This is a genomic window from Paraburkholderia phymatum, from assembly GCF_040965635.1.
GTDB lineage: Bacteria > Pseudomonadota > Gammaproteobacteria > Burkholderiales > Burkholderiaceae > Paraburkholderia > Paraburkholderia phymatum_B.
Map to the genome: position 1 here is coordinate 157,060 of NZ_JBFRCH010000010.1, position 26,593 is coordinate 183,652.

The following is a 26,593-nucleotide window of genomic DNA, read 5'->3' on the forward strand; positions in this document are numbered from 1 at the left end:
GAAAGACATCACTAAAGAAATCGAATCGATTCATTTCCAAAATATGCATGCACGTGATGCCCTCTTTTCATCGTGCTTTAAACCCGATACTCTTTCGCGTACTCGCCGCCAGATGACGAGCGTGCGTTCCACACTGCCGGTGTGTTGCGCGTGCAGTGCTTGCGCATCACCTTCATCGATCCGCCAACATGAGTGGCGACCCGTTGTCGCCGTTTCCTATCACCCCAGCGCCTGCGAAGCACTCGCACGACGCGTGAACCACAGGAATACGAGCCAATGAAACTCTATCTTTTCTCCTTGCTTGCGGGCGTACTTGTTGGCGTGATCTACAGCCTCATCAACGTGCGTTCCCCAGCTCCGCCTCTTGTCGCCCTTGTCGGGCTGCTCGGCATTCTCGGCGGCGAGCAGATCATTCCCGTCGCGAAACAGATGCTGTCCGGCAGCGGCTTCCACACCGCATGGACCGACTCGAAGTGCACGCAGCATATGTTCGGCTCGCTGCCCGGACGCCAGACGGGCAACACGTCGCGCGCTGCCGCCGCCGATTCATCGGAGAAACGCTCATGAGCACTCACGCTGGCGATACGCCCGATCTGATCCTGCATCACGGCCGCTTTACCACGCTCGACAGGAGCAAGCCCGAAGCGTCGGCTGTCGCGATACGCGAAGGCGTGTTCAGCGCCGTGGGCGACGACGCCGAAATCCTGCCGCTCGCAGGCAATGCGACGAAGGTCATCGACCTGCAGGGCCGCCGCGTCTTGCCTGGGTTGATCGACAATCATCTGCACATTATTCGAGGCGGCCTCAACTTCAATATGGAGTTGCGTTGGGACGGCGTTCCGTCGCTTGCCGTCGCGATGGAAATGCTCAAGCGTCAGGTGGCCATCACCCCGCCGCCGCAGTGGGTGCGCGTGGTCGGTGGCTTCACGGAACATCAGTTCGCCGAGAAGCGTCTTCCCACGATCGAAGAACTGAATGCCGTTGCGCCCGATACGCCTGTGTTCATTCTCCATCTATACGACCGTGCAATGCTCAATGCGGCTGCGCTTCGCGTGGTTGGCTATACAAAAGACACGCCGGAGCCGCCCGGAGGCGAAATCGTGCGCGATTCATCAGGCAATCCGACGGGCCTGCTGCTCGCGAAGCCCAATGCCGGCATCCTGTACGCGACCCTCGCAAAAGGCCCTAAGCTGCCGCTCGACTATCAGGTCGATTCGACGCGCCACTTCATGCGCGAACTGAACCGGCTCGGCGTGACGGGCGCGATCGATGCAGGCGGGGGTTTTCAGAACTACCCCGAGGACTATGAAGTCATTCAGAAGCTCTCTGACGAAGGCTTGCTGACGATCCGCCTCGCTTATAACCTCTTCACGCAAAAGCCCAAAGGCGAAAAGGAAGACTTTCTGAACTGGACGCGCACGTCGAAATACAAACAGGGCAATGACTACTTTCGGCATAACGGCGCGGGCGAAATGCTTGTGTTCTCGGCAGCGGACTTCGAGGACTTTCGCCAGCCGCGCCCCGATATGAGCGCCGAGATGGAAGGCGACCTCGAAGAAGTCGTTCGTGTGCTCGCGCAAAACCGTTGGCCGTGGCGCATGCATGCGACTTATGACGAGACCATCAGCCGCGCGCTCGATGTCTTCGAAAAAGTCAACCGCGATATTCCGCTCAAAGGTCTGAACTGGTTCTTCGATCACGCGGAGACGATCAGCGAACGGTCGATTGACCGTATCGCGGCACTCGGCGGCGGCATTGCTGTGCAGCATCGGATGGCGTATCAGGGCGAGTACTTTGTCGAGCGTTATGGCTCAGCGGCAGCCGAGGCAACGCCCCCCGTCGCGCGCATGCTGGAGAAAGGCGTGAAGACATCGGCGGGCACTGACGCAACGCGTGTCGCGTCGTACAACCCATGGGTCGCGCTCTCGTGGCTCGTCACGGGCAAGACGCTCGCGGGACTGCGGATCTATCCGCAACGCAATTGTCTGGACCGTGAGACTGCGCTGCGCATGTGGACCGAGAACGTCACATGGTTCTCGAATGAAGAAGGCAAAAAAGGCCGCATTCAGACGGGACAACTCGCTGACCTGATCGTGCCCGACCGCGATTATCTGAGTTGCCCCGAGTCCGATATCGCCGATACGACTGCCGTGCTGACCGTGGTGGGCGGCAAGATCGTGTATGCGGCCGGTCCTTTTGCAGATCACGATGCGCCGATTCCGCCCGCGATGCCAGACTGGTCGCCCGTGCGCGCATACGGCGGCTATGCAGGATGGGGGGCCGCGCAAGGCACGCCGTTGCAGCGCAGCCAGAACGCGCTGGCCTGCGGTTGTGCGAGCGCCTGTGGCGTGCATGGTCACGCGCATGCGCGAGCATGGTCGAAGAGCGTGCCTGCGTCGGACCTCAAAAGTTTTTGGGGCGCGCTGGGTTGCTCGTGCTGGGCCGTTTAGAAGTCCGGCTGTCCGATATCGGCATGATGCCGCGCGCTCGAATGTGTGACGCGCGCGGCATCGTCATCGAGCGCTCTTCAACAAGCCCGGCTTCAATATCTGTGCCCACGTTCTGAATGCGGGCCTTGTTTCCCTTCGCTTCGCTCGCCTGCTTACCAACTTACCGGCTCACCGTATCGAGCATCACTTCATCGGCCCCTTCACACACGAATACTAAACATCGGTGGCAACATCGCATCGCACTGAGCAGAACGATGCGCGCGAACGCGTTGCCTCCGTTTCTCCAAGCGTCCAATGTTTGCCAGAAAAAATCCTGCATGAATAACGTCGAGTTCTTTCACTACCTATTGCTGCTCGTTTGCGGTGCTGGCGTACTGACATGGGTTGCCGAGCGCATGGCGATTCCGCCCGCGGTGATCCTGCTGTTCGGCGGGGCGGCCGTCGCGCGGATGGGACGGCACACGACCGTCGACATGGACCCCAACCTGGTGCTGACAGCCGTTCTGCCTCCACTGCTGATGTCGAGCGCGTTCTACACCGCGTGGTCGGACTTCCGTCGCGAGGTCTTGAGCATCCTGTCGCTCGTGCTGGGCGCGGTTGCGTTCACCACCGTCGCGGTCGCCGTCACCGTGCATGCCTTCGCGCCCGCATTGGCGTGGCCCGCATGCTTTGCTCTGGGCGCAATCGTCTCGCCGCCGGACGCGGTGGCCGCGAAAGCCATCCTCGATCGCAATCCGCTTCCATCGCGGCTCGTTACCGTGCTCGAAGGCGAGAGTCTCGTCAACGACGCAACGGGACTTCTCCTCTATCAGATGTCGATTGCAGCCGCGTTCAGCGGGCAATTCACGGCGAGCCGCGCGACGGGCGTTTTCCTGATGTTGACGTTCGTCGGCATCGCTGTCGGCATTGCGTGCGGACAGGTCATGATGTCGCTGATCAAGCGCGTCCCGGACCCGATGCTTCGAATCGTGCTCACGTTCCTCATGGCATGGGCCAGCTACAGCATCGCGGAAGCGCTCGGAGGGTCAGGCGTGCTGTCCGTCGTCACGTGTGGTCTGATGCTCGGCGTGCGTCAGCATCGCGCTTTCGATGCGCATACGCGCATCAAGGCCTCGGCAACGTGGGAAGTGATCGTGTTCGTGCTCGATGCGCTCGTGTTCATTCTGATCGGACTCGCGCTGCACGGAATCGTCGAGCGGATGGGCGACACGCGCTCGATGCTGGCGACGAGCGCGAGCGTCGCGTTGCCCGCCATCGTGGCCGTGATTCTGTCGCGCCTCGTATGGGTGGCGATCGGGATCTATCTGCCCGCGCGCATCGCGTCTGGACATCGCAATGCAGGACGCCCATGGCGTCCCGGCGAAATCGCCGTTCTTGGTTGGGCAGGCGTCAGAGGCGTCGTCAGCCTCGCTGCTGCACTTGCATTGCCCGAGCAGTTTCCGAATCGCGACGCCATCGTGTTCAGCACCTTCCTCGTCATCTTCGGGACGCTCGTGATACAGGGCGGCAGTCTCGGCGTGCTGATCCGCATCATCGGTCTCCAGCCGATGCGCGGCTCGACGATGTCGGAACTGGAAGCCCGCTCGCATACGTTCCGTGCATCGTTGAACGAGCTGGAGAAGATCAGCAAGTCGGCCAAGGGCGAGGACAAGAACCTCGTGCGACGGCTCATCGACGAATACGAAGTGAGAGTGCGCAACAACGAGAAAGCGCATTCGGAAGGCAGCGAACAGGTCGAACTGCGAGCCCGCCATTTGCGCCTCGAACTCGATCTCGTTGCGACTTCGCGGCAAACGCTGCTGCGTCTGCATCGCGAAGGCAAGATCGAAGACTCCGTACTGCACAGGCTGGAGGCAGAACTCGATCTCGAAGAAATGCGCCTGCATCGGCTGCTGGAACCGTGACGGGCGGCGCAGCCTGCCCTGTCACTTGTCACTGGTCGACGCGCTTCATCGTGACCACGCGCGGCACCTGCTTGTCGGCTGCATCGCCCGGCCGCAACTTCACGCGCCACGCGCCGTACCCGGCGAACGGGAATTGAGCCAGCGCACCCTTCACGAGCCACGGAATGCGATGCTCGGTGTCGGCATCGCGGTCGCGGCTCGTCGCCGTGACCTTGTACACTTCCTTGCCGCTTGCCGCTTCGAAGAGCCGCAACGTCATCGAATGCCGATACTCGCGCCCGAACAGCGAAAAGCCCGTGCCCGCGGCACCGTCGCATGCGTTCCCGCAATCGGCCGCGCTGACGCCGACGGCGGCAGGCCGCGTGTCATACGCGAGCGACACCAGATAGCTCGCGTGATCCGCCGTCCGATCGACGAGCCCATAGTTCGCAAGCTCGTTTCGAACCAGCGCTTCGTACTGCTCGCTCGCGGGATGCGCTTGCGGCCACGGGGCACGCACGAACGCATAGGTACGCTCGCCCTGCAGCACGACGGCAGCGCCCGTTGCGTGCACATCCGTCGTCACATCGGCGCAGCCCGCGAGACCGACGACACTCGCAAGGACCACTGCGGCGCTATACGTCACTTTCTTCACTTTCATCTCGCTTCGATTGAGTAGAGTTCGCGTACCGTTCATGTTCGTGCGCCGTTCATGCGTGCGCGTCGGCTTCGTCGAGCACGGGCAGAGAAATCGTGAAGGCCGTCCCTTTGCCCGGCGCACTCTCGACGCACACATCGCCGCCGTGCCGCGTCACGACCGCCTTCACGAAGGCCATGCCGAGCCCCGTGCCGGCCACTTCCGGCCGCTCGGCTTCGTGAAAGCGCTGAAAGCGCTCGAACAGATGCGCCTGATCTTCGGTTGAAATGCCATAGCCCTCGTCGCGGATCGTGCAGCTCACGCGCGCCGGCGATGCGCCCGAAGCACCGCGCTCCTGCGCGACGGTGCACGTGATGCGCGTATCGGTCGGACTGTATTTCACTGCGTTGTTCAGGATGTTCACGAGCGCGCGTGTCATCAGCGAGCGGTCCGCGTTGATCCAGTGGCCGTCGCCCTGCTCGTCGTACGCCGCTTCGAGGCGGATGCACTTCGCTTGCGCCTGAGGCCAGACCTCGTCGCTGGCATCGATCACGAGTTCGACGAGGCTCACGGGCTCGAGCACATAGGCCTGCGATTCCGCGCGCGCGAGCTGCACGAAATCGTCGGCGAGCGTGAGCGCGCGTTGCGCGTAGCGTTCGATGCGGCACAGAAAATCGCGCATGCGGTCGGACTCGAGCTTGCGCGCCCGCTCGATCTCGACGAGCGCCAATATCGATGCCTGCGGCGAGCGCATGTCATGCGACAGCAGGCGCAGCGCGTCCTCACGCAATCGCTCGGCCGCATGCAGGGCCGTCACGTCGACCAGGCCCGCAATCCAGCCGATCGCCTCGCCTTGCGCGTTCGTGCATCTTGCGTAGCGCAACAGGTGATCGCGCTGGTTGCGATCGCGCACTTCGATGCCCTGCTCCATCATGCCGGCAAACGCAATCCGCCCCGGATCGAGTATCGCGGGCCAGTGCGCGTGCCCGAAGCCGTCGGCCTCCGCGCTCGAACCGATCGCCTTCACGAAGACGAGATTGCCGAGCACTTCGCGCATCTGCCGCCCCTCGGGCCTCGGCGCGCCCAATCCCGCGAAGTGTGCCTTCGCTGCATGGTTCGCGATCAGCACGATACCGCGCACATCGCTTACGAGAATCGGCTCGGGCACGCTGTCGAGGCTGTCCCACACGAAGCGCTTCATGTCCTGCACGCGCCGCGCCGCCTGCGCCATCAGCGCCATGTGCTGCGCGAGCACGTCGCCGCCGAACTCGCGGCTGCGATGCGGCGCTTCGGGCAACAGATAGGGCTCGTCGGCGAGGCGCTGCAGTTCCTTGCGCAGATACGACATCGTCATTTCGAGCCGACGCCAGTTCCACATCGGGTACACAGCGATCAGTCCGACGATGGCGGGCACGGGCGAAATCCAGAGCCGCAGTCCGTACAGGAGCGCCGCGCTGCCCGCCACCATCGCTACGCAGAGCACGAGCGTCATCAGCAGCGAACGCAGCGGCGACAGCACCAGCAAGCCCGCGAGCAGCACGCCGAGCGGCACGAGCGACGCGGCGCACACGAGCGCCTCGCTCGCGGGCTCGATCTCGCGCCCCGTCACGAGCATATCGAGCACGTTCGCGTGAATATAGACGCCCGGCAACGGGCCGAGCCGACCCGATACGGGTGTAGAAAACCTGTCGTAGAGCCCCGATGCCGTCACGCCGATCACCACGATCTTTCCGCGCAGCATGTCTTGCGGCACCTGGCCATCGAGCACGGTCGCGAACGAAATCTTCGGATACGACTGCGCGAGCGGGCTGAATGGAATCAGATAGCGCCCTTCCCCATCGCCATCGACGCTCGTTCGATCCGGCGACGCCGCAGCGGTGCCGCGATCGTCCGCGAGCTTCAGCTTGCCCTGCCTGATCGCGCGCCATACGGGCACCATCAGCTGCGGCCAGCGCATATGCGCATCGCCTTCGAACAACGCGACACTGCGCACGATGCCGTCGCCATCCACTTCGAGGTTGATATGACCGAGCCCCGCGGCGGCCTGGGCGAGCGGCTCGACGGGCTTGACTGCGACGCGCGCGCCGCTCGCATCTTCAGGCGTCAGGAGAACGGGCAGCCACGTCGGGTTCGCGGCGATCGATCGCGCGAGTTGCGCATCGTCTTCGGCCGGCTCGGTGAAGAGCACGTCGTAGACCACGGCAGCGGGTTGCGCCTTCGCGATTTCGTCCAGCAGCCGCGCATGCACGGCGCGCGGCCAGGGCCAGCGCCCGAGCCGCGCGATGCTCGCGTTGTCGATTTCGACGACGGCGATATCGGGCAGCACGGGTTGCGCTCGCCAGCGCAGGAAGCGGTCATAGACGAGATGATCGGCGCTCACAGTCAGCCTGCCGGGCGAACCGAGCAGAACGACCACGACGCCGAAGAAGCCGATGCACAGCCATTCGAACAGGAAGCGGCGCCCAACTGGCCGCCCAAGACGTATGCGCGGATCGAAGCTCATGCGCGGGCCGCCCGTGGTCATCACCGGGCCAGTGTAAACGAGCGGACGGAACTTCCCTTCTGATAGAGCCGGCCGTGCTCGAACTGCTCGGCGATCACGGTCCAGTAGTAGACACCCGGCGGCAAATCGGACACGACGATCTGTCCCACCGTGAGATCCGTGCGATCGACGATCGGCTCGCGCAAATCGTCGGTGGTGGCCAGCACGAAGCGGAACCGCGTCTCGACACCCGGACGGCTCGCCGACAGCCAGCGGAACTCGAAGTCACGGCTGCCGGGGCGTTGTCCCGCCGACGCGTCGAGTGAGAACTGGCGGCGCTCGAATGCGTAGATCTGCGGCAAGCCTTCGAGGCCGATGTCGTCGATCGACGCAATGCGCACGAAGTAGTTGCCGTCCGGCAAGTCTTCGAACGTTGAGTGCGGCGCGCTCACGCGCTGGTCGCGTATCAGGTCGAACAGGTCGGCGTCGCGCGCGATCTGCACGCGATACGCGCGGGCTTTGTCGGACGGCACGATAGCGAACGAGACGTCCTTCGTGTCCTGCACCTTGCCGGGTTCCGCGAGCGCGGGCGCCGGCAGCAAGGCCACGGGCGCGCCGACGCTGCCCGTCGCGCGCGTGACGTTGCCGAACTTCGCGCCAATCAGTTGCGTCGACGCCTGCAGCGGCACGCCCGGCGCACGCGGCCGCAGACGCGCCGCATCGACGCCGACGGCACCATCGAGCACGGCGACGGCCGTCGACTGCTCGCCGCCGTCGTAGCTCACGCGAAAGCGGGTGCCGCGCACGCCCGCCACCACCGACGGCGAGCGGATCTGAAAGCGATCGTCCTTCTTCGTCGCATGCGTGACCTCGCTGTCGACCTCGCCTTGCCTCAGGTCGATCACGCGATCCTGCGAACCCGTCAGCACGGTCTGCCGCAGCGTGCCGATCTCGATCGTGCTGTCCTGGGGCACCGACAGATGCGAGCCGTCGTCGAGTTCCAGCGTGACGAAGCCGTTGTGGCCCGTGCGCACGCGGTCGCCTTCGACGAGCGTCATGCCGACGGTGACAGGCACGAACGCGTTATGACGGAACGCATGTTCGGCGGGACCGCTCATCGCGACGACGCGTGCGGTCCTGGGCTCCTGCTTCAGCAACGCGACGGGCAGGATCAGCTTCGCGCCCGGCTGTAGATGAAGCGGGTCCTCGACGTGATTGAGCTTACGAAGCACGACCCAGTCGCGCCGGTCGCGCAGGTAGCGATCGGCGACGTCGTATAGCGTGTCCCCGGCACGCGCCACGTAGACCGTGGATGCAGCGGGCGCATGCTTGACGGCCGTTTGCGCGTCGGCGCATGCGGGCAGCAGCGCCAGCGCGGCCATCACGCACCCAATGATGCCGCGCAACGCGAATGGCGCCGTCCGGACGAAAACGCGCCGCAGCGACGACAGCGGCGGCGACGGCACGCGCGGTGCGATGTCCGCTACGGCAACCGTCACGCATCCCCCTTTTCGAGCCGTTCGAGCCGGTAGCCGTAGCCGTAGATGGGCGTGAGCCGATAGCCCTTCTCAGGGCGAAGACCGAGCTTTGCGCGCAGCATCGATACGTGCGTGTCCATCGTGCGCGACGGAATGTCGATGTCCTGTCTCCAGATCGCTTCGAGGATATGCGCGCGCGATAGCGGCTGGCTCAGATGCCGGAACAGCAGCAGCGCGAGTTCGAATTCCTTCTGCGTCAACGTGACGGGCAGACCGCGAGCGACCACCTGCTTCGATCCCAGCTCGAACTCGAATTCCCCGAAGATTTCCCGCGTCGCCGCCTGGTTGAGCTGATAGGCGCGACGCAGCAGCGATCTGACGCGAGCGAGAAGCACGCTCGTCGCGACGGGCTTGACGACATAGTCGTCGGCGCCCTTGTTGAGCATCGCTGCGATATCCGCCTCGCGGCTGCGGCTCGTCATGAACAGCACGGGCAGACGGTCGGACAAGGTCTGACGCACCCAGCGCAGCACCTCTTCGCCCGACATGTCGGGCACGTTCCAGTCGAGCACCAGCAGATCGAATGTCTGACGGCGCAAATGCTTCACGAGCGCCTGGCCCTCAGCAAAAGCATGGCAATCGTGCCCATCTACCGCCAGCGACTGACAAACGAAGTCGGCTTGCGCCACATCATCGTCCAGCACTGCAATTCTCATAAGACCCCGCACGCGAAATCACTCATCGGGCCGATGGACACATCGCGTCCGGGAACGCGCTGTCCGTCATGCCTTTGCTCCAGCGCCACTCAGGGCCGCCACCTTGTCGTCGACGTTTTCCTTCCGTCGCAGATGCGCGCTCAGCGCCGCCTCCAGACCCACCCTCACATGCTCCCACGCGGCGTGCGCGTAGTCCGGCTCGCGCGACGCACACTCCTGCGCGAGGTCGAACACGCGGCGAACCGTCGATGCGCAATTCGTCAGACCGGCATCGCCATCGCCTGCCGCAGAATCGCGCAGCCACTCGGCGAGCCACGGCATGTCCAAAGCACAGGAATCCGCATAGGCTTCCGTTGCCGCGCGAGCGTGATAGTCGTTCGCCGGGTCCAGCTCGATTCGCCGCCCGTCGCTGCCGCCTTTGCGCGCCCCGTTGCCGGTCCTGAACGGAATCCTCGTAGTGCCTGGTCTGAAAAACATCCGATCCCTCGGTGAACAACGACGATTCGAGTCCCTCTCGGTGCTGCTAGCCTTGGCAGCCCGAAAAAATTGTCATCTGGCGTCGATGGATTTTGACAATTTTGCGCACAGTATAAAAAGAGGGCGCAATAAAATCATTTAAAGATTGTTAGATCGGTTCGCCTAACCGATTGCTTTAGCCCGCAGAGGCCGCCCGCAAGGCGGCGCTGTCGATGAGGGCGCCCGCCGTCTCTCGCCTGTCGCGGGCCGTGATGGCTCGCAGCGGATCACGCCGGGCGGGCGCTGAACTGTTGCCACCATCTGTCACTATCATCTGTCAAATGGCTGACGGTCACGAAACGACTGGATCGACAATTGAGCAGACGACGCCGTATCGATCGCAGCCGTCCCGTGCGTCCCCGCTGACTCGCCGCTCGCGGCAGGCGAACTGCCGGATGGTTGCCGCAAGCACGGGCAACCGATCGGCAGATAAGTTACGGATGCACGACGTGAGGCAGCGTTCCACCCGCGCCGCGCGCGGCCACGCCTTCTTGCAGGATGACGCACATGCTCGTGAACAGGACGAGAATGACCAGCGCCATGCTGCACAATCCGATGATTCTCCAGGTCTTCATCTTCGCCATCCGAGTAAGCAGCGTGCAATAGGCGCGCGCGCTGCGAATGAAAGGCCTCGGTAATGCTGTGAGTCTCGCTGTCAGTCGCGCTGTGAGTCGCGCTGTGAGTCGCGCCTGGAGTGAACACTCAGGAAACGCGGCCCGTCACGGCATCGCGAATCTCACGCAGCAGCAGCACGTCTTCGGATGGCGCGGCGGGTGCGGGTGCAGCGACCGGGTCCGGGTTGCGCAGGCGATTGATGAACTTCACCATCATGAAGATGATGAAAGCGAGGATGATGAAGTTGATCAGCACGGTGATGAACGAGCCGTAACCGAACGCCGCGACCCCGGCAGCCTGCAGATCTTTATAGGAGTCCGGGTTGCCCTTGAAGGTGGATGGTATGTCGCCAAGGCGTACGAACATGTTCGAGAAGTCGAGGCCGCCCGTCGCGACGCCGATCACGGGCATGATCAGATCCTTCACCAGCGAATTGACGATGCCGGAAAAGGCACCGCCAATGATGACGCCGACAGCGAGATCCATTACGTTGCCCTTGAGGGCAAATTCCTTGAATTCCTGAACGATACGCATCGACTTTCCTTTGTCTTTTTTCGAGCGAATTGCAATGACGTCTGCATGACAGTTTGATGACCGTTGCGCGTCATTCGCACACTTCAACGATCATCGGGAAGCTGGATAGTCCAGTCTGGTAGTTCTCCCTGATTGCCTTCGTATTCGAAGAAATTCGAATTGCGGTAGGTACTATATGAGATCCGCAATTCGAATTCTTTTAGCAATTGTCAAGTCGACGAACAAACACGAATGGCAATTCCCGTTTGCACCTTTGATGCAATGACGTAAGGGAAGAAGCCGGCCATATGCTCGTCGTGCGAAAACTGCACTAACATTATTTAAAAAACGAACACATCAGGTTTTGGTAGTCTTTTGACGTCAGGAATCGATCGTCGTATGTGAGCGAGCGGTGCAACAGCTTCGCAGCCTGCGCAACGTTGTCCGATAACGCGAGGGATTCATCATGCTGATGTGGATTGCAAACTGGGCGGCACGCCACGCGCCGACGCCCGAGAAACAGGCCGAGCGCGCGGTGGACGAACTGCGCATGGAATTGTTCCGTGCCGAACAGCAGGTACTCGACGCACAGTTGCGCGCCGAGTACTACCGGTCGCGGCTTATCTTCCTCGAAGATGTCACGAGAAAGGGCATCGAGGCGGTGTCCGACCAGCGCAAGGGACAACAGGACGTGTCGCTGCCGACGCGCCCGGGACCCAGGCTCACTGCCGCGCAATAGCGGCATCTCGACTTGCGACGTGCGAATGTGTCGAAGGCCGAAGGGATTTGCGAGGCAAATCCCTTCGGCTTATTTGAATGATCGTGATTGAATAATCGGGAAAGACATCACGGCTGCAAATCGCGGCTGCAACTCTCCCGCAATGTGAGTCTTCATACGAGGCAGCCAGCACATCGACGATTTCAACCGCCTTCGTCTCATGCACCGGCTGGCATGCTGACGCGGTTAAGCCTGAGAACCTGAAGTGTCATCCGCTTGAGGATCGTCGGCTGCCTCTTGCGCTTCGTCCTTCTTCTTTTCGACCAGCGATTCCAGCGCGCCCGCGCCTTCGAAGCCTGCCACGGCGGCCGCTGCCCTGGTCAGCAGACCTGCATCCGGATCAACCTTTTCGAGCGCTTCGACTGCCGCTACCGCGCCCGCTATTTCGCCCACCTTGTCGAGGATTCCCATACCACGCTCCCTTAAAAGATCTGTTATTCGCATCGAGCCACGCCGATTACGCGCTGCCGTCACGCTCCCAATGGCATCTTCATTCACAACGCAGAAAAAGAAGCCGCAGCCACGGCTGCGGCTCTAAATGCCACTTGCGGTACGGTCACCGCGACTTCATTCTCGTTCGTTGTCCCGCAAGCAGCAACGGTGATCATGCAGATTTAACTATCTTTGAACATCTGGCGGTGTGTTGCCCGCGCATCTGTTCGTCGCATGAGTTTTTGCTGACCGTGCGCATCGACGAAAGGCACAGCCAGATTGCGTGCGACGCGTCGCGCGGATCGTATGCATCGAAACGCAACGGATGCGCGTCAAGGTTCATGTGCAGTCGCCGCGATCAACAAACCTGCGCATCACTCGATGCCGTTGATTGAAAATTTTGCCCACGCTTGAAGCGTTCATTGACGAAGACTCGATACCCCGAAAACGTGCCATCAACGATCGCACCGGCACGCGCCGCTTGCTTCGTTGCCCATGAAGTCCCCTATGACCTGTGATGCCTGCGGCACCGGGCTCGCCAGATGCTAAGTCGCGAGGTTGCAGATCGAATTCTCGCGCGCATGTTTTGCGCATACCCGCCGAACAGGCATTTCGTATCGGCACGCTGACGATCCGGAGGGATACAGCATGAACGACGAAACGAAAACGGACGCGTCCAGGGCTTCTTCGGATGACGCGTCAAAGCCCGGGTCCCCATTGAACATCGCAAGCTGCCTGAGCGTTCTCTTTGCCGCGCTGTCCGGGTTGTATCTGCTCGTTGGCGGAGTGTGGCTCGTCGCGATCGGCGGGTCGCCTTATTACGTGGCTGCGGGCATCGCACTGCTCGTCGTCGCGTGGCTTGCGTATCGACGCAATGGGCTCGCGTTGCTGCTCTACGCACTGCTGCTGATCGGCACGCTCGCGTGGGCCATCGCCGAATCGGGCTTCGACTTCTGGGCGCTCGTGCCGCGCACCGACATCCTCGTGCTGTTCGGCCTGTGGCTGTTGCTAACGTCAATCTTTCATGCGTTCGGCACATCCACGCGAGCCGGCGCGGTCGCGCTCGTCGCGTGCCTCGTCGTCACGGGCATTGCGCTCGCGTATGCCGCGTTCAACGATTCGCAGCAGATCAACGGCACGGTTGCTGCGAGTGCAACTGCGCCAGCGCAAACGGATGTCCCGCGTCAGGACTGGACAGCGTATGGCCGCACGCAGGCGGGCACCCGCTATTCGCCGCTCACGCAGATCGACCAGCACAACGTGAAGGACCTGCAAGTCGCGTGGACATTCGAAACAGGCGACAAGAAAGGCCCGAACGATCCCGTCGAAATCACGGACGAAGTGACGCCGATCAAGGCCGGCGACATGCTGTATCTCTGCTCGCCGCACCAGATCCTGTTCGCACTCGATGCCGCAACGGGCAAGGAGAAGTGGCGCTTTGATCCGGGCCTGAAGCCCGACCCGAGCTTCCAGCACGTGACCTGTCGCGGCGTGTCGTATCACGAGACGGCAGCCGCCAGCGGCGGCGGCGCGCAAAGCGCACAGCCCGCTTGTGCGCGGCGCGTGATCCTGCCCGTCAACAACGGCCATCTGTTCGAGCTGGATGCGATAACAGGTCAACGCTGCGCCGGCTTCGGCAACAACGGCGACCTCGATCTCCAGCGCCTGCAACCCGTCACCACATCGGGCCAGTACGAACCGACATCGCCGCCCATCGTCACCGACAAGATCATCGTCGTCGCGGGGTCCGTGACCGACAACTATTCGACGCGCGAGCCGTCGGGCGTGATACGCGGCTTCGACGTCGAAACGGGCAAGCTCGTGTGGGCCTTCGATCCCGGCTCCAAAACGCCGAACGAGATTCCCGACGATCAGCACAGCTTCACACACAACTCGCCGAACTCATGGGCGCCTTCCGCCTATGACGCGAAACTCGATCTCGTCTATCTGCCGATGGGCGTGGCGACGCCCGACATCTGGGGCGGCGATCGCACGCCCGACAACGAGCGCTATGCGAGCGGACTGCTCGCGCTTCACGCATCGACGGGTAAGCTCGCGTGGTTCTATCAGACGGTCCATCACGATCTGTGGGACATGGACGTGCCCGCGCAGCCGACGCTCGCGGATGTCGCCGATAGCAGCGGCAACGTCGTGCCCGCGATCTACGTGCCGGCGAAGACGGGCAACATCTTCGTGCTCGATCGCCGCACGGGCAGGCTGATCGTGCCCGCGCCGGAGCAGCCCGTGCCGCAAGGCGCTGCGAAAGGCGACCATGTATCGCCGACGCAGCCATACTCGCAACTGACCTTCCGTCCAGTGAAGAACCTGACGGGCGCCGACATGTGGGGCGCGACGATGTACGACCAGCTTGCGTGCCGCGTGATGTTTCATCGGCTGCGCTATGAAGGCACGTTCACGCCGCCGTCCGAACAGGGAACGCTCGTGTTCCCGGGCAATCTCGGCATGTTCGAATGGGGCGGTCTCGCCGTCGATACGGACCGGCAGATCGCGATTGCGAATCCGATCGCGTTGCCGTTCGTCTCGCGGCTGATACCGCGCGGCCCCGGCAACCCCATCGAGCCAGCCGAGGCCGGTCCCGCCGGCACGGGCACCGAGGTCGGCATCCAGCCTCAATACGGCACGCCGTTCGGCGTGACGCTGAATCCGTTCCTGTCGCCCGTCGGACTGCCGTGCAAGCAGCCCGCGTGGGGCTACGTCGCGGCGCTCGATCTGAAGACGAACCAGATCGTGTGGAAAAAGCGGATCGGCACGGTGCGCGACAGCGCGCCTGTTCCGCTGCCGTTCAAGATGGGCATGCCGATGCTCGGCGGCCCGGTCACGACGGCGGGTCATGTGTTCTTCATCGGCGCGACGGCCGACAACTATCTGCGCGCGTTCAGCACGGACACGGGCGAAGAGCTATGGCGCGCGCGCCTGCCCGCCGGCGGACAGGCCACGCCGATGACCTACGAGATGAACGGCAAACAGTACGTGGTCATTGCCGCGGGCGGGCATGGCTCGTTCGGCACGAAGCTCGGGGACTATGTGATCGCGTATGCGTTGCCCAACAAGTGACGAGCGGCAGTGATCGTTAGCGGGCTTCACGGATGGCCGGCCCGCTAACGCTGCGATCAGCGTTGCGCGAAGAGCGCTCGGCGCCGCTCAGGGTTCTCGTTCGACCTTGATCCAACCCGGCGCGCGCTTGCCGAAGGCCTGGAACGGTTCGATTGCATTCGTGATCGGCCCGCGATGCGTGAGGTTCGAAACAGGATCGAACGAGCCATTCGCTACGCGCTCGACCTTCCTCGGCACGATCGAGAATAGTTGATGCTCGAACGCATTGCCGGTCTCATGTCTGACCTGTCCATCCCTGTCGCTTCCTTCCGCGCTGCGTGCCGCGAAAATCCATCGGCGTCAAACCCAGTATCGGCAGGCGTGTCCGAAAGGTCGCGCTTTCGAACATATCGCAGTTCGCCGCAATCACTTTCTGCGCGGCTAGAATCCGTTTGACAATTGAGGGCGCATAGCCGCGATCGAAAAGCAGTGCCGGGTGATCGCCGCGCAATGACGCCAGGACGCAGAAGAGAGGTGCTCAGATGATGAGCATTCGTGATTTGCCGCTGCCAGTGGATTCGGACGAACAGCCGGCGAGGCGCATTCTTCCTTATGTGCTCGTTCATGTGCTCGAACGGCTGGGCGAGCGCGACGAGTTTCCGCAAGAGTATGTGCCGTATCTGATCGTGGCTGTCGAGCGCATCAAGAACAGCCATTCGTGAAGCCGATACTCAACCAGAAAGCGCGCCTGAACGCGCTGACTTCCGATGGAAACACTTGATCTGGAACCGCAGGTGCTCGCGAATGGCCGTGGCGTGACTTTCGGCCTTGTACACCTGAACAGCACAGTCGAATGCGTGATCAGCATCGCTGCGCTCGAAGCGTACTTCTGGCTCGAGCCAAAGGCGAGCGACGCGCGGGTCCTGAAGACTTTTCGCGACGGCTACGGCCGCATCCGGGCCATCGCGGAGCGCAAGCTTCTCGCGCATCAAGCCGCGCATATCGAACTCACCACCGACGATTTCGCGCGTCCTTGACGCGTGCGCGGCTAAGGCATCGCGCGTCCGTCGGATCGGGCCAACGGCGCCGAAAGCAGCCCTTACGTGCCATCGCCCGCTGCGCCGGCCGCATCAACTGCGTGATCGTTGCCGATGCGCCGTTTCATCCGTCGGCTGCCGTCCCGCCTGCAACATCAGCGACCCGCATCCGAGCGCCAGTCCGACGGCACACACGCCCGGCCATTGCCATACGCTCCACGCCAGGATGCCCAACGACGAACCGAGCGCGCCGCCCGCAAACCGAATCGCCATATAAAGCGTATTGATGCGGCTGCTGGCGTCGCTTCTGATGCTCATGTTGCGGGCCATGTTCGCGACGTGTCCGCTCTGCAATCCCAGGTCCAGAACGATCACGCCGGTGACCAGTCCCGCGATGGTCGATCCCGTCAGCGCGAGGATCGCGAAAGCCACGACGAAGATTGCGCCGCTCGCCAGCACGACGAGACGCGGATTGCGCGTATCGATGAGCTTGCCCGCGCTCGTCGATGCGAGCGCACCCGCTACGCCAACGAGTCCGAAGAGCCCCGCCACCTCGCTTCCGTAGTGCCCGTCCATGCTGCGCAAGTGAAACGCCAGCGTTGCCCAGAACGCGCTGAATGCGGCGAACTGAAGGGCCGCGATGGCCGACGTTTGACGCACGAGCGGCTCTTCGCGAAGGAGCGTCCACAGCGAGCCCATCAGGTGGCGGTAAGTGCCCGTGTAGCTCGGCTGACCGCGAGGCAGCATGCGCGACAGCACGACAGCCGTGACGAGCATCGCGGACGCCGCGAGCCAATAGACGGCGCGCCAGCCGAAGTGCCCGGCGATCGTGCCGGAAATCGAGCGCGACACGAGGATGCCGCACAACAGTCCGAACATCACGATGCCGACCGCTTCGCCGCGTTGCTGAGGCCCCGCCAGTTGCGCCGCGAAGGGCGTGAGCAACTGCGGCGCGACGCTAGCGACACTCGTCACGAAGCTGGCCGCCACGAGCCAGTTCAGTGTCGGAGACAGCGCGACGGCGACGAGCGCCAGGCTTGCGACGCATAGCAACGTGCGCAGCATCGAGCGGCGCTCGAGCTTGTCGCCGAGCGGCACGAAAAGCAGCAGGCCGAGCGCGTAACCCGTCTGCGCGGCCACCGACACCGTTCCCGCCTGCCGCTCGCTCGCATGAAACGCAAGCGCGAATTCGGCCAGCAACGGCTGGTTGTAGTAGTTGTTCGCGACCACGATGCCGGCCGCGGCTGCCATCAGCCAGTAGATCGAACGTTTCATGCTTGCGCGCTCCCGAGGCCTGGACGCGAGCCGACGCATGGCCCCATCGGCCTCATCAATCCCGCCAACCTCGTCAACCTCGTCAACCTCGTCAACCTCGTCAACCTCGTCAACGATAAGGCGCGGCATCGGCTCTTGCCGTTCCATGCAGCGAATGTAGACTATCCCGGAAATCGCCGGTATCCCTGTCGATCGGCAAGCACCCTTGCGAAATCCGGAAGGCTCGAATCATGGACCGCTTTGAAGCAATGAACGTCTACGTGCGGGTCGTGGAGGCGGGAAGCCTGTCCGCCGCTGCGCGCGCGATCCCGATGTCGTTGACCTCGGTCAGCAGGCACGTCTCGGCGCTGGAAGAGCAGTTCGGCACGCAACTGCTCCGGCGCACCACGCGCAACCTCGCGATGACGGACGAAGGACGCATTCTGTATGACCGCGCAAAAGCGATACTCGGCGAGGTCGATGAACTCGGCAGTGCGCTGTCGGCCGGTCGCGGCAAGCTGTCCGGGCGTCTACGGATCAGCGCGCCGAACCTGCTTGGCCGGCTCGTGATCGCACCGCTGCTGCCGCGCTTTCTCGCGCTTCATCCGGATGTCGCCGTCGACCTCATGCTCGTCGACCGTGTGGTCAATCTCGTCGAAGAGGGCCTGCACCTTGCCGTGCGCGTGGGCCGTCTGGCCGATTCGAGTCTGGTTGCGCGCAAGCTCGATGACATCCAGATGGTCGTGTGTGCCGCGCCCGCGTATCTGGCGCGGCGCGGCACGCCTCGCGCGCCCGAGGATCTGCGCAAGCACGACTGCCTCGTTTTCTCGGACGCGCCGGGCCCCGTCGACTGGCGCTTCCAGTCGGGCACGACGCGCTCGCGCATCAGCGTGACGGGGCGTCTGTGGATGAATAGCCTCGATGCGCTCGTGTCGGCGTCGATTGAAGGCGCTGGCATCGTGCGCGCGCCCGGCTGGCAGGTCGCCGCCCACATCGAGGCGGGACGCCTGCGGCCCGTGCTCGAAAAGTACGCACCGCCCGCGACGCCCGTCCATGTGCTGTTCGAACGAACGAAGCTGTCGTCGCCGAAAATCCGGACGTTCGTCGATTACCTCGTCGAACAATGGCCCGGCCGCTGACAGACTCCGCGTATTGGCCTCCAAAACGCGTGGCGTCGCGAAGGGCTACGCACCCGCGACGCGCACGGCCTCGCACACAAAAGTGGTCTATGCCTGTTTGAAACCAATCGGCTCGCTTGCCAGATGTCGAGACAGGACCTTCGGAAAGAATTTCCTTGCGGAAGCATTCACCGGCAGCACCTTCCGCAAGATGCGACTATGAATCGCCATACGGTTGCATGTGAGAAGACCTGGTTTCTATCTTCTCGTACGTTTCTTTTACGTGCTTCCCGTCACGCATCATTGAAAAAAGCAATGATAGGTTGCGCACCTCTACAAGCGGGAAACTCGCCGCCCCTATGGCGAAATGGAATGGCCCGCACTGCGCTTTCTCGTCATGAATTGACTGGCGGACTTCGATAAAGATTGCGAAACTGGCGGGGCTATCCGTGCAACGGCAAAAGGAGAATCGACATGGCTGATGCCTACCGTAGCAAAGGACTGTCCAGCGCAGTTTCCTATCAGGACCCGAAGGCCGCTTTCCGTTGGCTCGAAGCCGCATTTGGGTTCGAGCCGCTGTTCGTGATCCTCGATAGTGACGGCAATCTCGCCCATTCTGAAATGTCATATGGCGATTCCGTCGTCATGGTCGGCAGCGAGTGGAGCGATGACCATAAGAGCCCGCGCTCGGTCGGCGGCAAGAACACGCAGTCCGTGCATGTGCAGCTCGCCGAGAGCGAAAACATCGACGCTCATTGCGCACATGCGCGCGCGGCAGGCGCGACGATCCTGACGGAGCCGCAAACCCAGTTCTACGGCGATCGAACGTATCGGGCAAAGGACCCGGAGGGCCACATCTGGACCTTCGGCGTCACCGTGCAAAAGATGACGCCTGAAGAATGGGACAAGGCGAGCGGGCTGACCACCCGGACGCGGCTCGATTGAGCTGCGCGATTAAATGCCTTGATCGATGCCTGGGCCGTGCCGGCGGCGTAGCGTGTACTGCGCAAAAGGCTTAGCATCGCCGAACCAATTCATTTGCGCTTATCGGCGATAACGATAGCGCTCGATATTATTTGTGTGGCCGCAAGCGCCTCTCTACGATCTGGTGATCCTAATTTCGATTACCTTTGATCCTATGAGAACAACGAAGACGCTCAAAGCCGCGCTCCTTTCCCTTCTGCTGACTTGCGGCATCGTGAGCGCACAACCGGCGCTCGCGGCCGGTCAGACAGTGCGTATCGGCATCATGTCCGGCGAGGACGAGGACGTCTGGCGCGCGGTCGCAACCAATGCGGCGAAGCATGGCATCACCGTCAAGATCACGACGTTCTCCGACTACACACAGCCGAACGAAGCGCTCGCGCAGCACGATCTCGACGCCAATTCGTTTCAGCACAAGCCCTACCTCGACGCGCAGATCGCAGCGCGCCACTACGACATCGTGCCCGTCGGCTTCACGTACGTGCAGCCGATCGGACTCTACTCGCGCAAGGTGAAATCGGTCGCCGCGCTGCCGCAGAATGCGACGATCGGCGTGCCGAACGATCCGAGCAACGAAGGCCGCGCACTGCTGCTGTTGCAGGCGAACGGGCTCATCAAGCTGCGCCCCGACGTCGGCCTGCTGCCGACCGCTCGCGACATCGCGGACAACCCGAAGCACATCCAGATCAAGGAGCTCGACGCGGGCATCGTCGGCCGTGCGATCGGCGATCTGGACGCGGCCGTCGTCAATACCGACTGGGCGATCAAGGCCGGCATCCAGATTCCGCAGGAACGCATCGCTCAGGAGAAAGTGCCGGGCAACCCGTATCGCAACTTCATCGCGGTCAACGCGAAAGACGCGAAATCGCCTTGGGTCAAGACGCTGGTCGACAGTTATCAGCAGGCCAATGTCGCCTCGACGATCCTCTCCGTTTATGACGGCGCGACGCTGCCCGCATGGGAAGGCGCGCCACAGCATTGACAGCGTGTCCGGCGCAAGCGGCGCCGCTCGAATGATGACGAGCGGCCGCCGCACATCCACGGTTGCGAGCTGCGCTTCGAGTCACGCGCCCCCGCGACAGAAGACGACGCTCGCTCGCGAAGACTCACCCTCTCCTCTCCATCTCTCTCCATGTCCATGATCGATACGTCGCGCGATCGCCGCGCGTTCCTGAAACTTTCGCTCGGTGCTGCTGCGGCGGCTGCTTCCGCTGCAGTCGTTCCAGCTTCGTTTGCGCAAGGTGCGCCGCGCACGCTGCGCATCGGCAATCAAAAGGGTTATCTGAATCTGCTCAAAGGACGCGGCACGCTCGAAAAGCGGCTCGCTCCCCTCAACGTATCGGTGAGCTGGACGGAGTTCGCGGCGGGCCCCGTGCAACTGGAAGCGCTGAACGTCGGCTCGATCGACTTCGGCGACGTCGGCGAAGCACCGCCGATCTTCGCGCAGGCAGCGGGCGCGCCGTTGGCGTATGTCGCAGCGACGGTCACGCGGCCACAGTCCGAAGCCGTGCTCGTGCCGCCGCAATCGCCGATCCGCTCGGTGGCGGACCTGAAGGGAAAAAGAATTGCGCTCAACAAGGGCAGCAACGTCCACTACTTTCTCGTGAAGCTGCTGCGCCAGCATGGCCTGCAATACAGCGACGTGAACCTGGTCTTTCTCGCGCCCGCCGATGCACGGGCCGCATACGAGCGGGCATCCATCGATGCGTGGGTCATCTGGGACCCGTTCTTCGCAGCGGCGGAGAAGTCGCTGGGTGCGCGCGTGATTGCGGATGCGAGCGGTGTCGTGGGCAATCGCGCGTACTACTTTTCGTCGCGGACGTATGCAGCGAAGAACCCCGATGTGATCCGGATTCTGATCGAAGAACTCGACAAGGTCGATCAGTGGGGCAAGCAGAACAAGGATCAGCTGGCAAGCGAACTGGCGCAGCTATGGGGCTTGCCGAAGCCCGTAGTCGATGCGGCAGTCGGCCGCCAGCAGTTCGGCACGCAGCCGATTACCCGCGCGATCCTCGGCGAGCAGCAACAGATCGCGGATACCTTCCTCGACCTAGGCCTGATTCCGAAGCACGTCGATGTGCTGAAAGCGGCACCGCCGAATCTCGCGTAGCGCACGCGACGACCGCGTCGCACGCGATTTAGCCAGCGCCTGCCCGCCGTTCTTCCGCAGCCGCAATCGCGCGTTGTGCGGCGAGCCCAGGCGAAGCGAACATGTCGACCAGTTGATCGCGCAACCAGTGGTGCGCGGGCACCGTCTCGTTGCGCTGATGCCAGAACAGGCTGATTACGCGATCGGGCGCTTCGAGTCGACGTTCGCCTCGCAGCTTTTCTCGCTCGCCAACCGTTGCCGGCGCTGAGCCGTCAGCCGATCGGCGTTCGATTACACCGACGGTTCACGCCCAGATTGCCCAGCGGCCCGAAGCATGGCCTCGATGCCAAGTCGCACATCCGCATCCGTGGTGGCCCAGTTCGAGACGCTAATGCGCATCGCTTTGCGACCCTGCCATATGGTTGCGCCACACCAGCACACGCCCTCGGCCTGAAGACGGCCGATCACGGCTTGCGTGACCTCAGGCGATCCGAACGAGACGAGCACCTGATTCAACACGACCTCGTTGAGGATCTTGAACCCATGCTCTGCGAGACCTTGAGCGAACGCTCGGGCATGGCGGCATGACCTGTCGATGAGATCTTCGATGCCATCGCGGCCGAGATTCAGAAGCGCGGTCCATACCTCGACGCCGCGCGCTCGCCTCGATGATTCGGGAGTGTAGTACGACGGCTCGCGATCGCCTTCGATATCCGCGCCGAGATACGCGGCGCTGGCCGACATCGCCGCATGGAGATCGGCCGGCTTGCGGACAAGAACAATGCCGCTGTCATAGGGAACGTTGAGCCATTTGTGCGCGTCCGTCGCCCATGAATCGGCCTCGCTCAGTCCCTCGGCCAATGCAGCGACGCGAGGACTCGACAGCGCCCAAAGACCAAAGGCGCCATCGACATGCACCCATGCCCCGGCTTCCCTGGCCCGGCGACAGACCTCCGCAGCAGGATCGAAGTTGCCGGTGTTCACGTTGCCGGCCTGGATGCAAACAATCGTGCGGTCATCCAGTTCCGGAAGACGATCGATCCGCAGTCGCCCCTGGCGATCGGTCGGCACACGAATCACACGTTCGCGACCGAGACCGAGCAACGAGAGTGCTTTCAACACGGTCACGTGAACTTCGTCGCTGACGACCACCCTCAGCTCGGGCGCGCCATAGAGCCCTCGCGCTTCCACGTCCCAGCCTTGTCGGGCGAGAAGCGCGTGGCGTGCGGACGCCAACCCAGCCAGGTTAGCCATCGAGGCGCCCGTGACGAACGCGCCGCCGATGCCGTCCGGCAATCCGAAGAGGTCCGTCAACCATTGCAGCGATACGTCCTCTAGCGTCGCGGCGATCGGGGACGTCCACCGAAAGCTGGCGTTCTGGTCCCACGCCGCAGCCAGCCAGTTCGCAGCAACGGTAGCCGGCAGCGCACCGCCGATGACCAGACCGAAATACCGTCCACCCGCAGTAGCGATCGTCGCGGGAGAGCCGATCTCATCGAGGCGACGCACCACCTCGCGTGCATCCACACCTCGCTGCGGAAGCGGATGCTTCAATTCGTCGAGACGTTGCAGCGCCTCGGGCGATGCGATCACGGGACGATGGCGAACGGTTTGCAGGTAGGTGACGGCTCGTTGAGCGGCGTCCTGCAAGACTTCGCTCGTCGTCGTTGCGTCCATTGTGTACCCCTTTCATGGCGATTTGCTGAAATGGCGCTTTGATTGCTCTTTTGATCGCTCATTTTATTGTTCCTGGAGCCAGTCCGCTTCCAGGCTGCATGATGTGAGCGGCACACAACCGCCCTCTGTGAGGACGACCTGCTGCTCGTTGGGTCCGACCATGTCGGTATCGAACGCCAACAACCCGCCATTGAATTGCATTCGAACAGGCGCGGTCGGTTCACCTCGCGCTCAAGGGGACTTGCGTGACCGACGTACAACGGTCCTTGCGCAACGCTCGCCACGCGCCGGCGCGGGCTTGCCAGGATGGACGATCAAAGCTCCAGCACCAGATCCGAGGTGGGGCGGCTGCAACACAGCAGCCGGAAGCCTTTCTGGACTTCCCGGTCCCGAATCCCGCCGTTATGTTTCATATCCACTGTGCCTTCGAGTACCTTGGTCTTGCACGTGCCACATACGCCCTGGCTGCACGATGAAGCGATTGCAACCCCCGCCTTTTTCGCGGCGGCAAGCACCGTTTCGGATGGACCGATCGTGAACGTCTTCGATGAGCGTGAGAGTTTGACCGTGAACGTTTCCTTAGCCGCATCGCTCTTCTGCGATGCAGGTTCAGCCGCGTCGCCCGCTGAAATGTCGAAGCTTTCCTGGTGATAACGCGCCGGGTCATGTCCGCCTACGCGAAGCAAATCCCTGACTGCCGACATGTAGCCGGCGGGACCACACGTGAATACCTCGCGGTCTGCGTAATCGGGCAACCACTCCGACAGAAGCGGGAGACTCAGCCTGCCCGTCGCGCCTGCCCAATCGCTTTCTTCACCGACGCCTTCGCATACGAAGAACAGCTTCAGTCGCGGCGATAGTTTCGCCAACCTATGCAGTTCGTCGCGAACGACGATATCGGCGGGCGTCCTCGCGCTGTGCACGAATGCGATGTCCCGATCGAGACCGAGGTCGACGCTCGCCCGGGTCATCGACATCAGCGGTGTCACTCCCGAACCCGCCGACAGATAGAGCGACTTGGGCGCAGCAGAAGCTGTGGACGTGAAGGTTCCGGACGGACCGTACGATCGCAACTCGCCTCCGGGTTTCATGTTGTCGTGAAGCCAGTTCGACATGACGCCACCAGGCACCCGCTTGACGGTAATCGACACCAGGTACGGGCGCGTCGGCGGCGAAGAAATCGTGTAGCAGCGTTCGACCGTTTGGCCCTGCACAATCGCCGACACCGTCATGAACTGGCCCGGCTCGAAGCGCACAGGCAAGCCATCCTCCGTGCGAAACTCAAAGCTCTTGACGTCGTGAGTTTCGTCGGTGACGCGGCAGCATGTCAGCGTCTGCTGTTCACTGCTCGGCCACTGCCGTGCACCGTTCTCCCAAGTGCAAGTACTGGTGAGTCGATCGACAGCTTCCGGCGCGCGGTCGAACATTCTTTCTACGCAATTCATCGCGGTAACTCTGCTCAGATTCCGTGTGCGTTCAATCGCGCTGCATACCAGCGCGAAAACTGGTCGACGTACGCTTCCGTGAACGGCGAGAACACGCCCGGCGCGTATGCCGGATCTTGCGTCCCTTCGTGCGTGATTTCGACGAGATGCTTGTCCTGCATGTTGGTCGCCATCCAGACTTCGGTCAGATCCTTGACGTTGTAGTCGACGCCTTCGACGGCATCGGCATGAACGAGCCACTTGGAACGCACCAGTGTCTTGTCGGGCCCAAGCGGAATGATGTAGCTGATGACCGCGTGGTCGCTCATCACGTGCGTCCACGAATTGTGTGTCCACAGGTGCTGGTCGCCGAGATCGCGTCGCGTGATATTGCCGAACAGCTTCGTGCTCGCCACTCTGGTGCTGATCGTTTGCGACTCGCCATCGCCGGCGATGACCAGTTGTTGCGTGCGAAACTGGGTAACCGCATCTTCGTCGAGCCACTCGACGGTTTCGCCGATGAACCCATCGCGCTCCCAGCTTGCCTGGCACGTTGCGTTGCGCGCCTTGTAGTCTTCGAGTTCGCGAAGCGATTCTTCGCTGAGGTTCTCTGGACAGAAGCCAAAGTCTTCCGGCAGGAACGATGCCGTCAGTTCCGGATGTGTGCCCTGGCAGTGGTAGCACTCGCGATTGTTCTCAATGACGAGCTTCCAGTTGCCGTTCTCGATGATCTCCTGCTCAAAGGCAATCTTCGTGTTTTGCAGATCGTACGGCGCGAAACGCAGCGTCATCGTCTCTTCCAGCTTCGCGATGTCCGCGGGCGCGTTCTCGTCGAGACACACGAAGATGTGCGTGCCGATAATCTTCGTGTGCACGGGAATCAGGCTGCGGCACGTCGGGTCGAAATTCTTTCCCATGTGCGCCGTATGACGCAAGCTTCCGTCAAGGTCGTACGTCCATTGGTGATAAGGGCAAACCAGCATGCCCACGGTCGACTTTCCGGCTTCCTTGAGGCGCGCGCCGCGATGGCGACAGACGTTGCGATACGTCCGAATGTTCTCGTCGTCGTCGCGAACGATGATGATGGAAGCCTTGCCGATGTCGACGGTCGAAACGTCGCCCGGCTCTGGTACATCCGCCGTGACCCCGACCAGAATCCAGTGCTTGTGAAAGAATACGTCGACGTCCGTTTCGAAAACGTCCTGGCGGCCAAACAGCTCGCCGGACATGCCGTGGCCGGACTGTCGGCTTCGAATCAGCTCGCCATGGGTTTTGAGTTGCACTTCAGACATCGCCGTTCTCCAATCGTCAGGGGTCTCGGGACTTCGGTTGTTCCCGCTATGACTTGAGTATTGGATTGACGAAAAAGAGCGTCAATGCGCTTTATTTTCGGTTTGGCATTACTTTGGATTATGCGAGAGCCAGACCGTTTCCAACGGGCGCCGTCGGACGTTGC

General features: G+C 62.4%; 23 protein-coding genes. 11 read left to right on the forward strand and 12 right to left on the reverse strand.

From position 1 onward, the window contains the following. Positions 1-276: 276 nt before the first annotated feature. The 3 genes from AB4Y32_RS19700 to AB4Y32_RS19710 all read left to right on the forward strand — a co-directional run bounded on the left by AB4Y32_RS19700 (position 277) and on the right by AB4Y32_RS19710 (position 4,354). Complete coding sequence (locus tag AB4Y32_RS19700; RefSeq protein ID WP_368722944.1) at positions 277-567, forward strand: XapX domain-containing protein; 291 nt, start codon at positions 277-279, stop codon at positions 565-567. Beyond that, entirely contained in the window at positions 564-2,450 is a 1,887-nt protein-coding gene (locus AB4Y32_RS19705; protein WP_368722945.1) for an amidohydrolase, read from the forward strand. The genes AB4Y32_RS19700 and AB4Y32_RS19705 overlap by 4 nt, the downstream gene beginning before the upstream one ends. 317 nt (positions 2,451-2,767) lie before the next feature. Further along, complete coding sequence (locus tag AB4Y32_RS19710; RefSeq protein WP_368722946.1) at positions 2,768-4,354, forward strand: Na+/H+ antiporter; 1,587 nt, start codon at positions 2,768-2,770, stop codon at positions 4,352-4,354. 28 nt (positions 4,355-4,382) lie between these two features. On the opposite strand, the gene AB4Y32_RS19715 is transcribed toward AB4Y32_RS19710, so the two are convergent. From AB4Y32_RS19715 to mscL, 7 genes are all read right to left on the reverse strand, one after another. Beyond that, the gene (locus AB4Y32_RS19715; RefSeq protein ID WP_368722947.1) at positions 4,383-4,994 is read right to left on the reverse strand and encodes a DUF4136 domain-containing protein; all 612 of its coding nucleotides are present in this window, start codon (positions 4,992-4,994) and stop codon (positions 4,383-4,385) included. A 49-nt stretch (positions 4,995-5,043) separates the two neighbouring features. Further along, positions 5,044-7,494 carry a CHASE2 domain-containing protein gene (locus AB4Y32_RS19720; RefSeq protein ID WP_368722948.1) on the reverse strand — a complete coding sequence of 817 codons (2,451 nt, stop codon included), beginning with the start codon at positions 7,492-7,494 and terminating at the stop codon, positions 5,044-5,046. Beyond that, complete coding sequence (locus AB4Y32_RS19725; RefSeq protein ID WP_368722989.1) at positions 7,494-8,834, reverse strand: FecR domain-containing protein; 1,341 nt, start codon at positions 8,832-8,834, stop codon at positions 7,494-7,496. Before AB4Y32_RS19725 ends, AB4Y32_RS19720 begins: the two co-directional genes overlap by 1 nt. Positions 8,835-8,947: 113 nt before the next feature. Then, complete coding sequence (locus AB4Y32_RS19730; RefSeq protein ID WP_368722949.1) at positions 8,948-9,646, reverse strand: response regulator transcription factor; 699 nt, start codon at positions 9,644-9,646, stop codon at positions 8,948-8,950. Between the two features lie 66 nt (positions 9,647-9,712). Then, the gene (locus tag AB4Y32_RS19735) at positions 9,713-10,123 is read right to left on the reverse strand and encodes a hypothetical protein (RefSeq protein WP_368722950.1); all 411 of its coding nucleotides are present in this window, start codon (positions 10,121-10,123) and stop codon (positions 9,713-9,715) included. A gap of 473 nt (positions 10,124-10,596) precedes the next feature. Then, positions 10,597-10,737, reverse strand: coding sequence for a hypothetical protein (locus AB4Y32_RS19740; protein ID WP_160111715.1), 141 nt, complete (start codon positions 10,735-10,737; stop codon positions 10,597-10,599). 127 nt (positions 10,738-10,864) lie between these two features. After that, on the reverse strand, positions 10,865-11,311 hold the full coding sequence (mscL, locus tag AB4Y32_RS19745; RefSeq protein ID WP_368722951.1) for a large conductance mechanosensitive channel protein MscL: 447 nt from the start codon (positions 11,309-11,311) through the stop codon (positions 10,865-10,867). Positions 11,312-11,756: 445 nt separating this feature from the next. On the opposite strand from mscL, the gene AB4Y32_RS19750 reads away from it, so the two are divergent. Continuing rightward, the gene (locus AB4Y32_RS19750; protein ID WP_152765604.1) at positions 11,757-12,029 is read left to right on the forward strand and encodes a hypothetical protein; all 273 of its coding nucleotides are present in this window, start codon (positions 11,757-11,759) and stop codon (positions 12,027-12,029) included. Positions 12,030-12,254: 225 nt separating this feature from the next. Here the strand turns inward: AB4Y32_RS19750 and AB4Y32_RS19755 are convergent, their stop codons facing one another. Next, positions 12,255-12,479, reverse strand: coding sequence for a hypothetical protein (locus AB4Y32_RS19755; RefSeq protein WP_368722952.1), 225 nt, complete (start codon positions 12,477-12,479; stop codon positions 12,255-12,257). A gap of 669 nt (positions 12,480-13,148) precedes the next feature. On the opposite strand from AB4Y32_RS19755, the gene AB4Y32_RS19760 reads away from it, so the two are divergent. From AB4Y32_RS19760 to AB4Y32_RS19770, 3 genes are all read left to right on the forward strand, one after another. Continuing rightward, complete coding sequence (locus AB4Y32_RS19760) at positions 13,149-15,575, forward strand: glucose/quinate/shikimate family membrane-bound PQQ-dependent dehydrogenase (RefSeq protein ID WP_368722953.1); 2,427 nt, start codon at positions 13,149-13,151, stop codon at positions 15,573-15,575. A 521-nt stretch (positions 15,576-16,096) separates the two neighbouring features. Then, a complete protein-coding gene (locus tag AB4Y32_RS19765; protein WP_368722954.1) occupies positions 16,097-16,276 on the forward strand; it encodes a hypothetical protein in 180 nt (59 codons plus the stop codon). Positions 16,277-16,321: 45 nt separating this feature from the next. Next, positions 16,322-16,591 carry a DUF1488 family protein gene (locus AB4Y32_RS19770; protein WP_368722955.1) on the forward strand — a complete coding sequence of 90 codons (270 nt, stop codon included), beginning with the start codon at positions 16,322-16,324 and terminating at the stop codon, positions 16,589-16,591. A 93-nt stretch (positions 16,592-16,684) separates the two neighbouring features. Here the strand turns inward: AB4Y32_RS19770 and AB4Y32_RS19775 are convergent, their stop codons facing one another. Continuing rightward, positions 16,685-17,866, reverse strand: a complete 1,182-nt coding sequence (locus AB4Y32_RS19775) for an MFS transporter (RefSeq protein WP_368722956.1) — start codon at positions 17,864-17,866, stop codon at positions 16,685-16,687. 230 nt (positions 17,867-18,096) lie between these two features. On the opposite strand from AB4Y32_RS19775, the gene AB4Y32_RS19780 reads away from it, so the two are divergent. The 4 genes from AB4Y32_RS19780 (at position 18,097) to AB4Y32_RS19795 (ending at position 22,057) form a co-directional block, all read left to right on the forward strand. Then, a complete protein-coding gene (locus AB4Y32_RS19780; protein ID WP_368722957.1) occupies positions 18,097-18,984 on the forward strand; it encodes a LysR family transcriptional regulator in 888 nt (295 codons plus the stop codon). A 453-nt stretch (positions 18,985-19,437) separates the two neighbouring features. Next, positions 19,438-19,908 carry a VOC family protein gene (locus tag AB4Y32_RS19785; protein WP_368722958.1) on the forward strand — a complete coding sequence of 157 codons (471 nt, stop codon included), beginning with the start codon at positions 19,438-19,440 and terminating at the stop codon, positions 19,906-19,908. Between the two features lie 193 nt (positions 19,909-20,101). After that, the gene (locus AB4Y32_RS19790; protein ID WP_368722959.1) at positions 20,102-20,929 is read left to right on the forward strand and encodes a MetQ/NlpA family lipoprotein; all 828 of its coding nucleotides are present in this window, start codon (positions 20,102-20,104) and stop codon (positions 20,927-20,929) included. Positions 20,930-21,079: 150 nt separating this feature from the next. Further along, positions 21,080-22,057: a sulfonate ABC transporter substrate-binding protein gene (locus tag AB4Y32_RS19795; protein ID WP_368722960.1), complete on the forward strand. Its 978-nt coding sequence runs from the start codon at positions 21,080-21,082 to the stop codon at positions 22,055-22,057. Between the two features lie 270 nt (positions 22,058-22,327). Here the strand turns inward: AB4Y32_RS19795 and AB4Y32_RS19800 are convergent, their stop codons facing one another. The 3 genes from AB4Y32_RS19800 to AB4Y32_RS19810 form a co-directional block, all read right to left on the reverse strand. Further along, positions 22,328-23,686 (reverse strand): aspartate aminotransferase family protein, encoded by a 1,359-nt coding sequence (locus AB4Y32_RS19800; protein WP_368722961.1) that lies wholly within the window; start codon positions 23,684-23,686, stop codon positions 22,328-22,330. Between the two features lie 341 nt (positions 23,687-24,027). Continuing rightward, complete coding sequence (locus AB4Y32_RS19805) at positions 24,028-25,158, reverse strand: 2Fe-2S iron-sulfur cluster-binding protein (RefSeq protein WP_368722962.1); 1,131 nt, start codon at positions 25,156-25,158, stop codon at positions 24,028-24,030. Positions 25,159-25,172: 14 nt separating this feature from the next. Next, positions 25,173-26,429, reverse strand: coding sequence for an aromatic ring-hydroxylating oxygenase subunit alpha (locus tag AB4Y32_RS19810; RefSeq protein ID WP_368722963.1), 1,257 nt, complete (start codon positions 26,427-26,429; stop codon positions 25,173-25,175). Between the last annotated feature and the right edge of the window lie 164 nt (positions 26,430-26,593).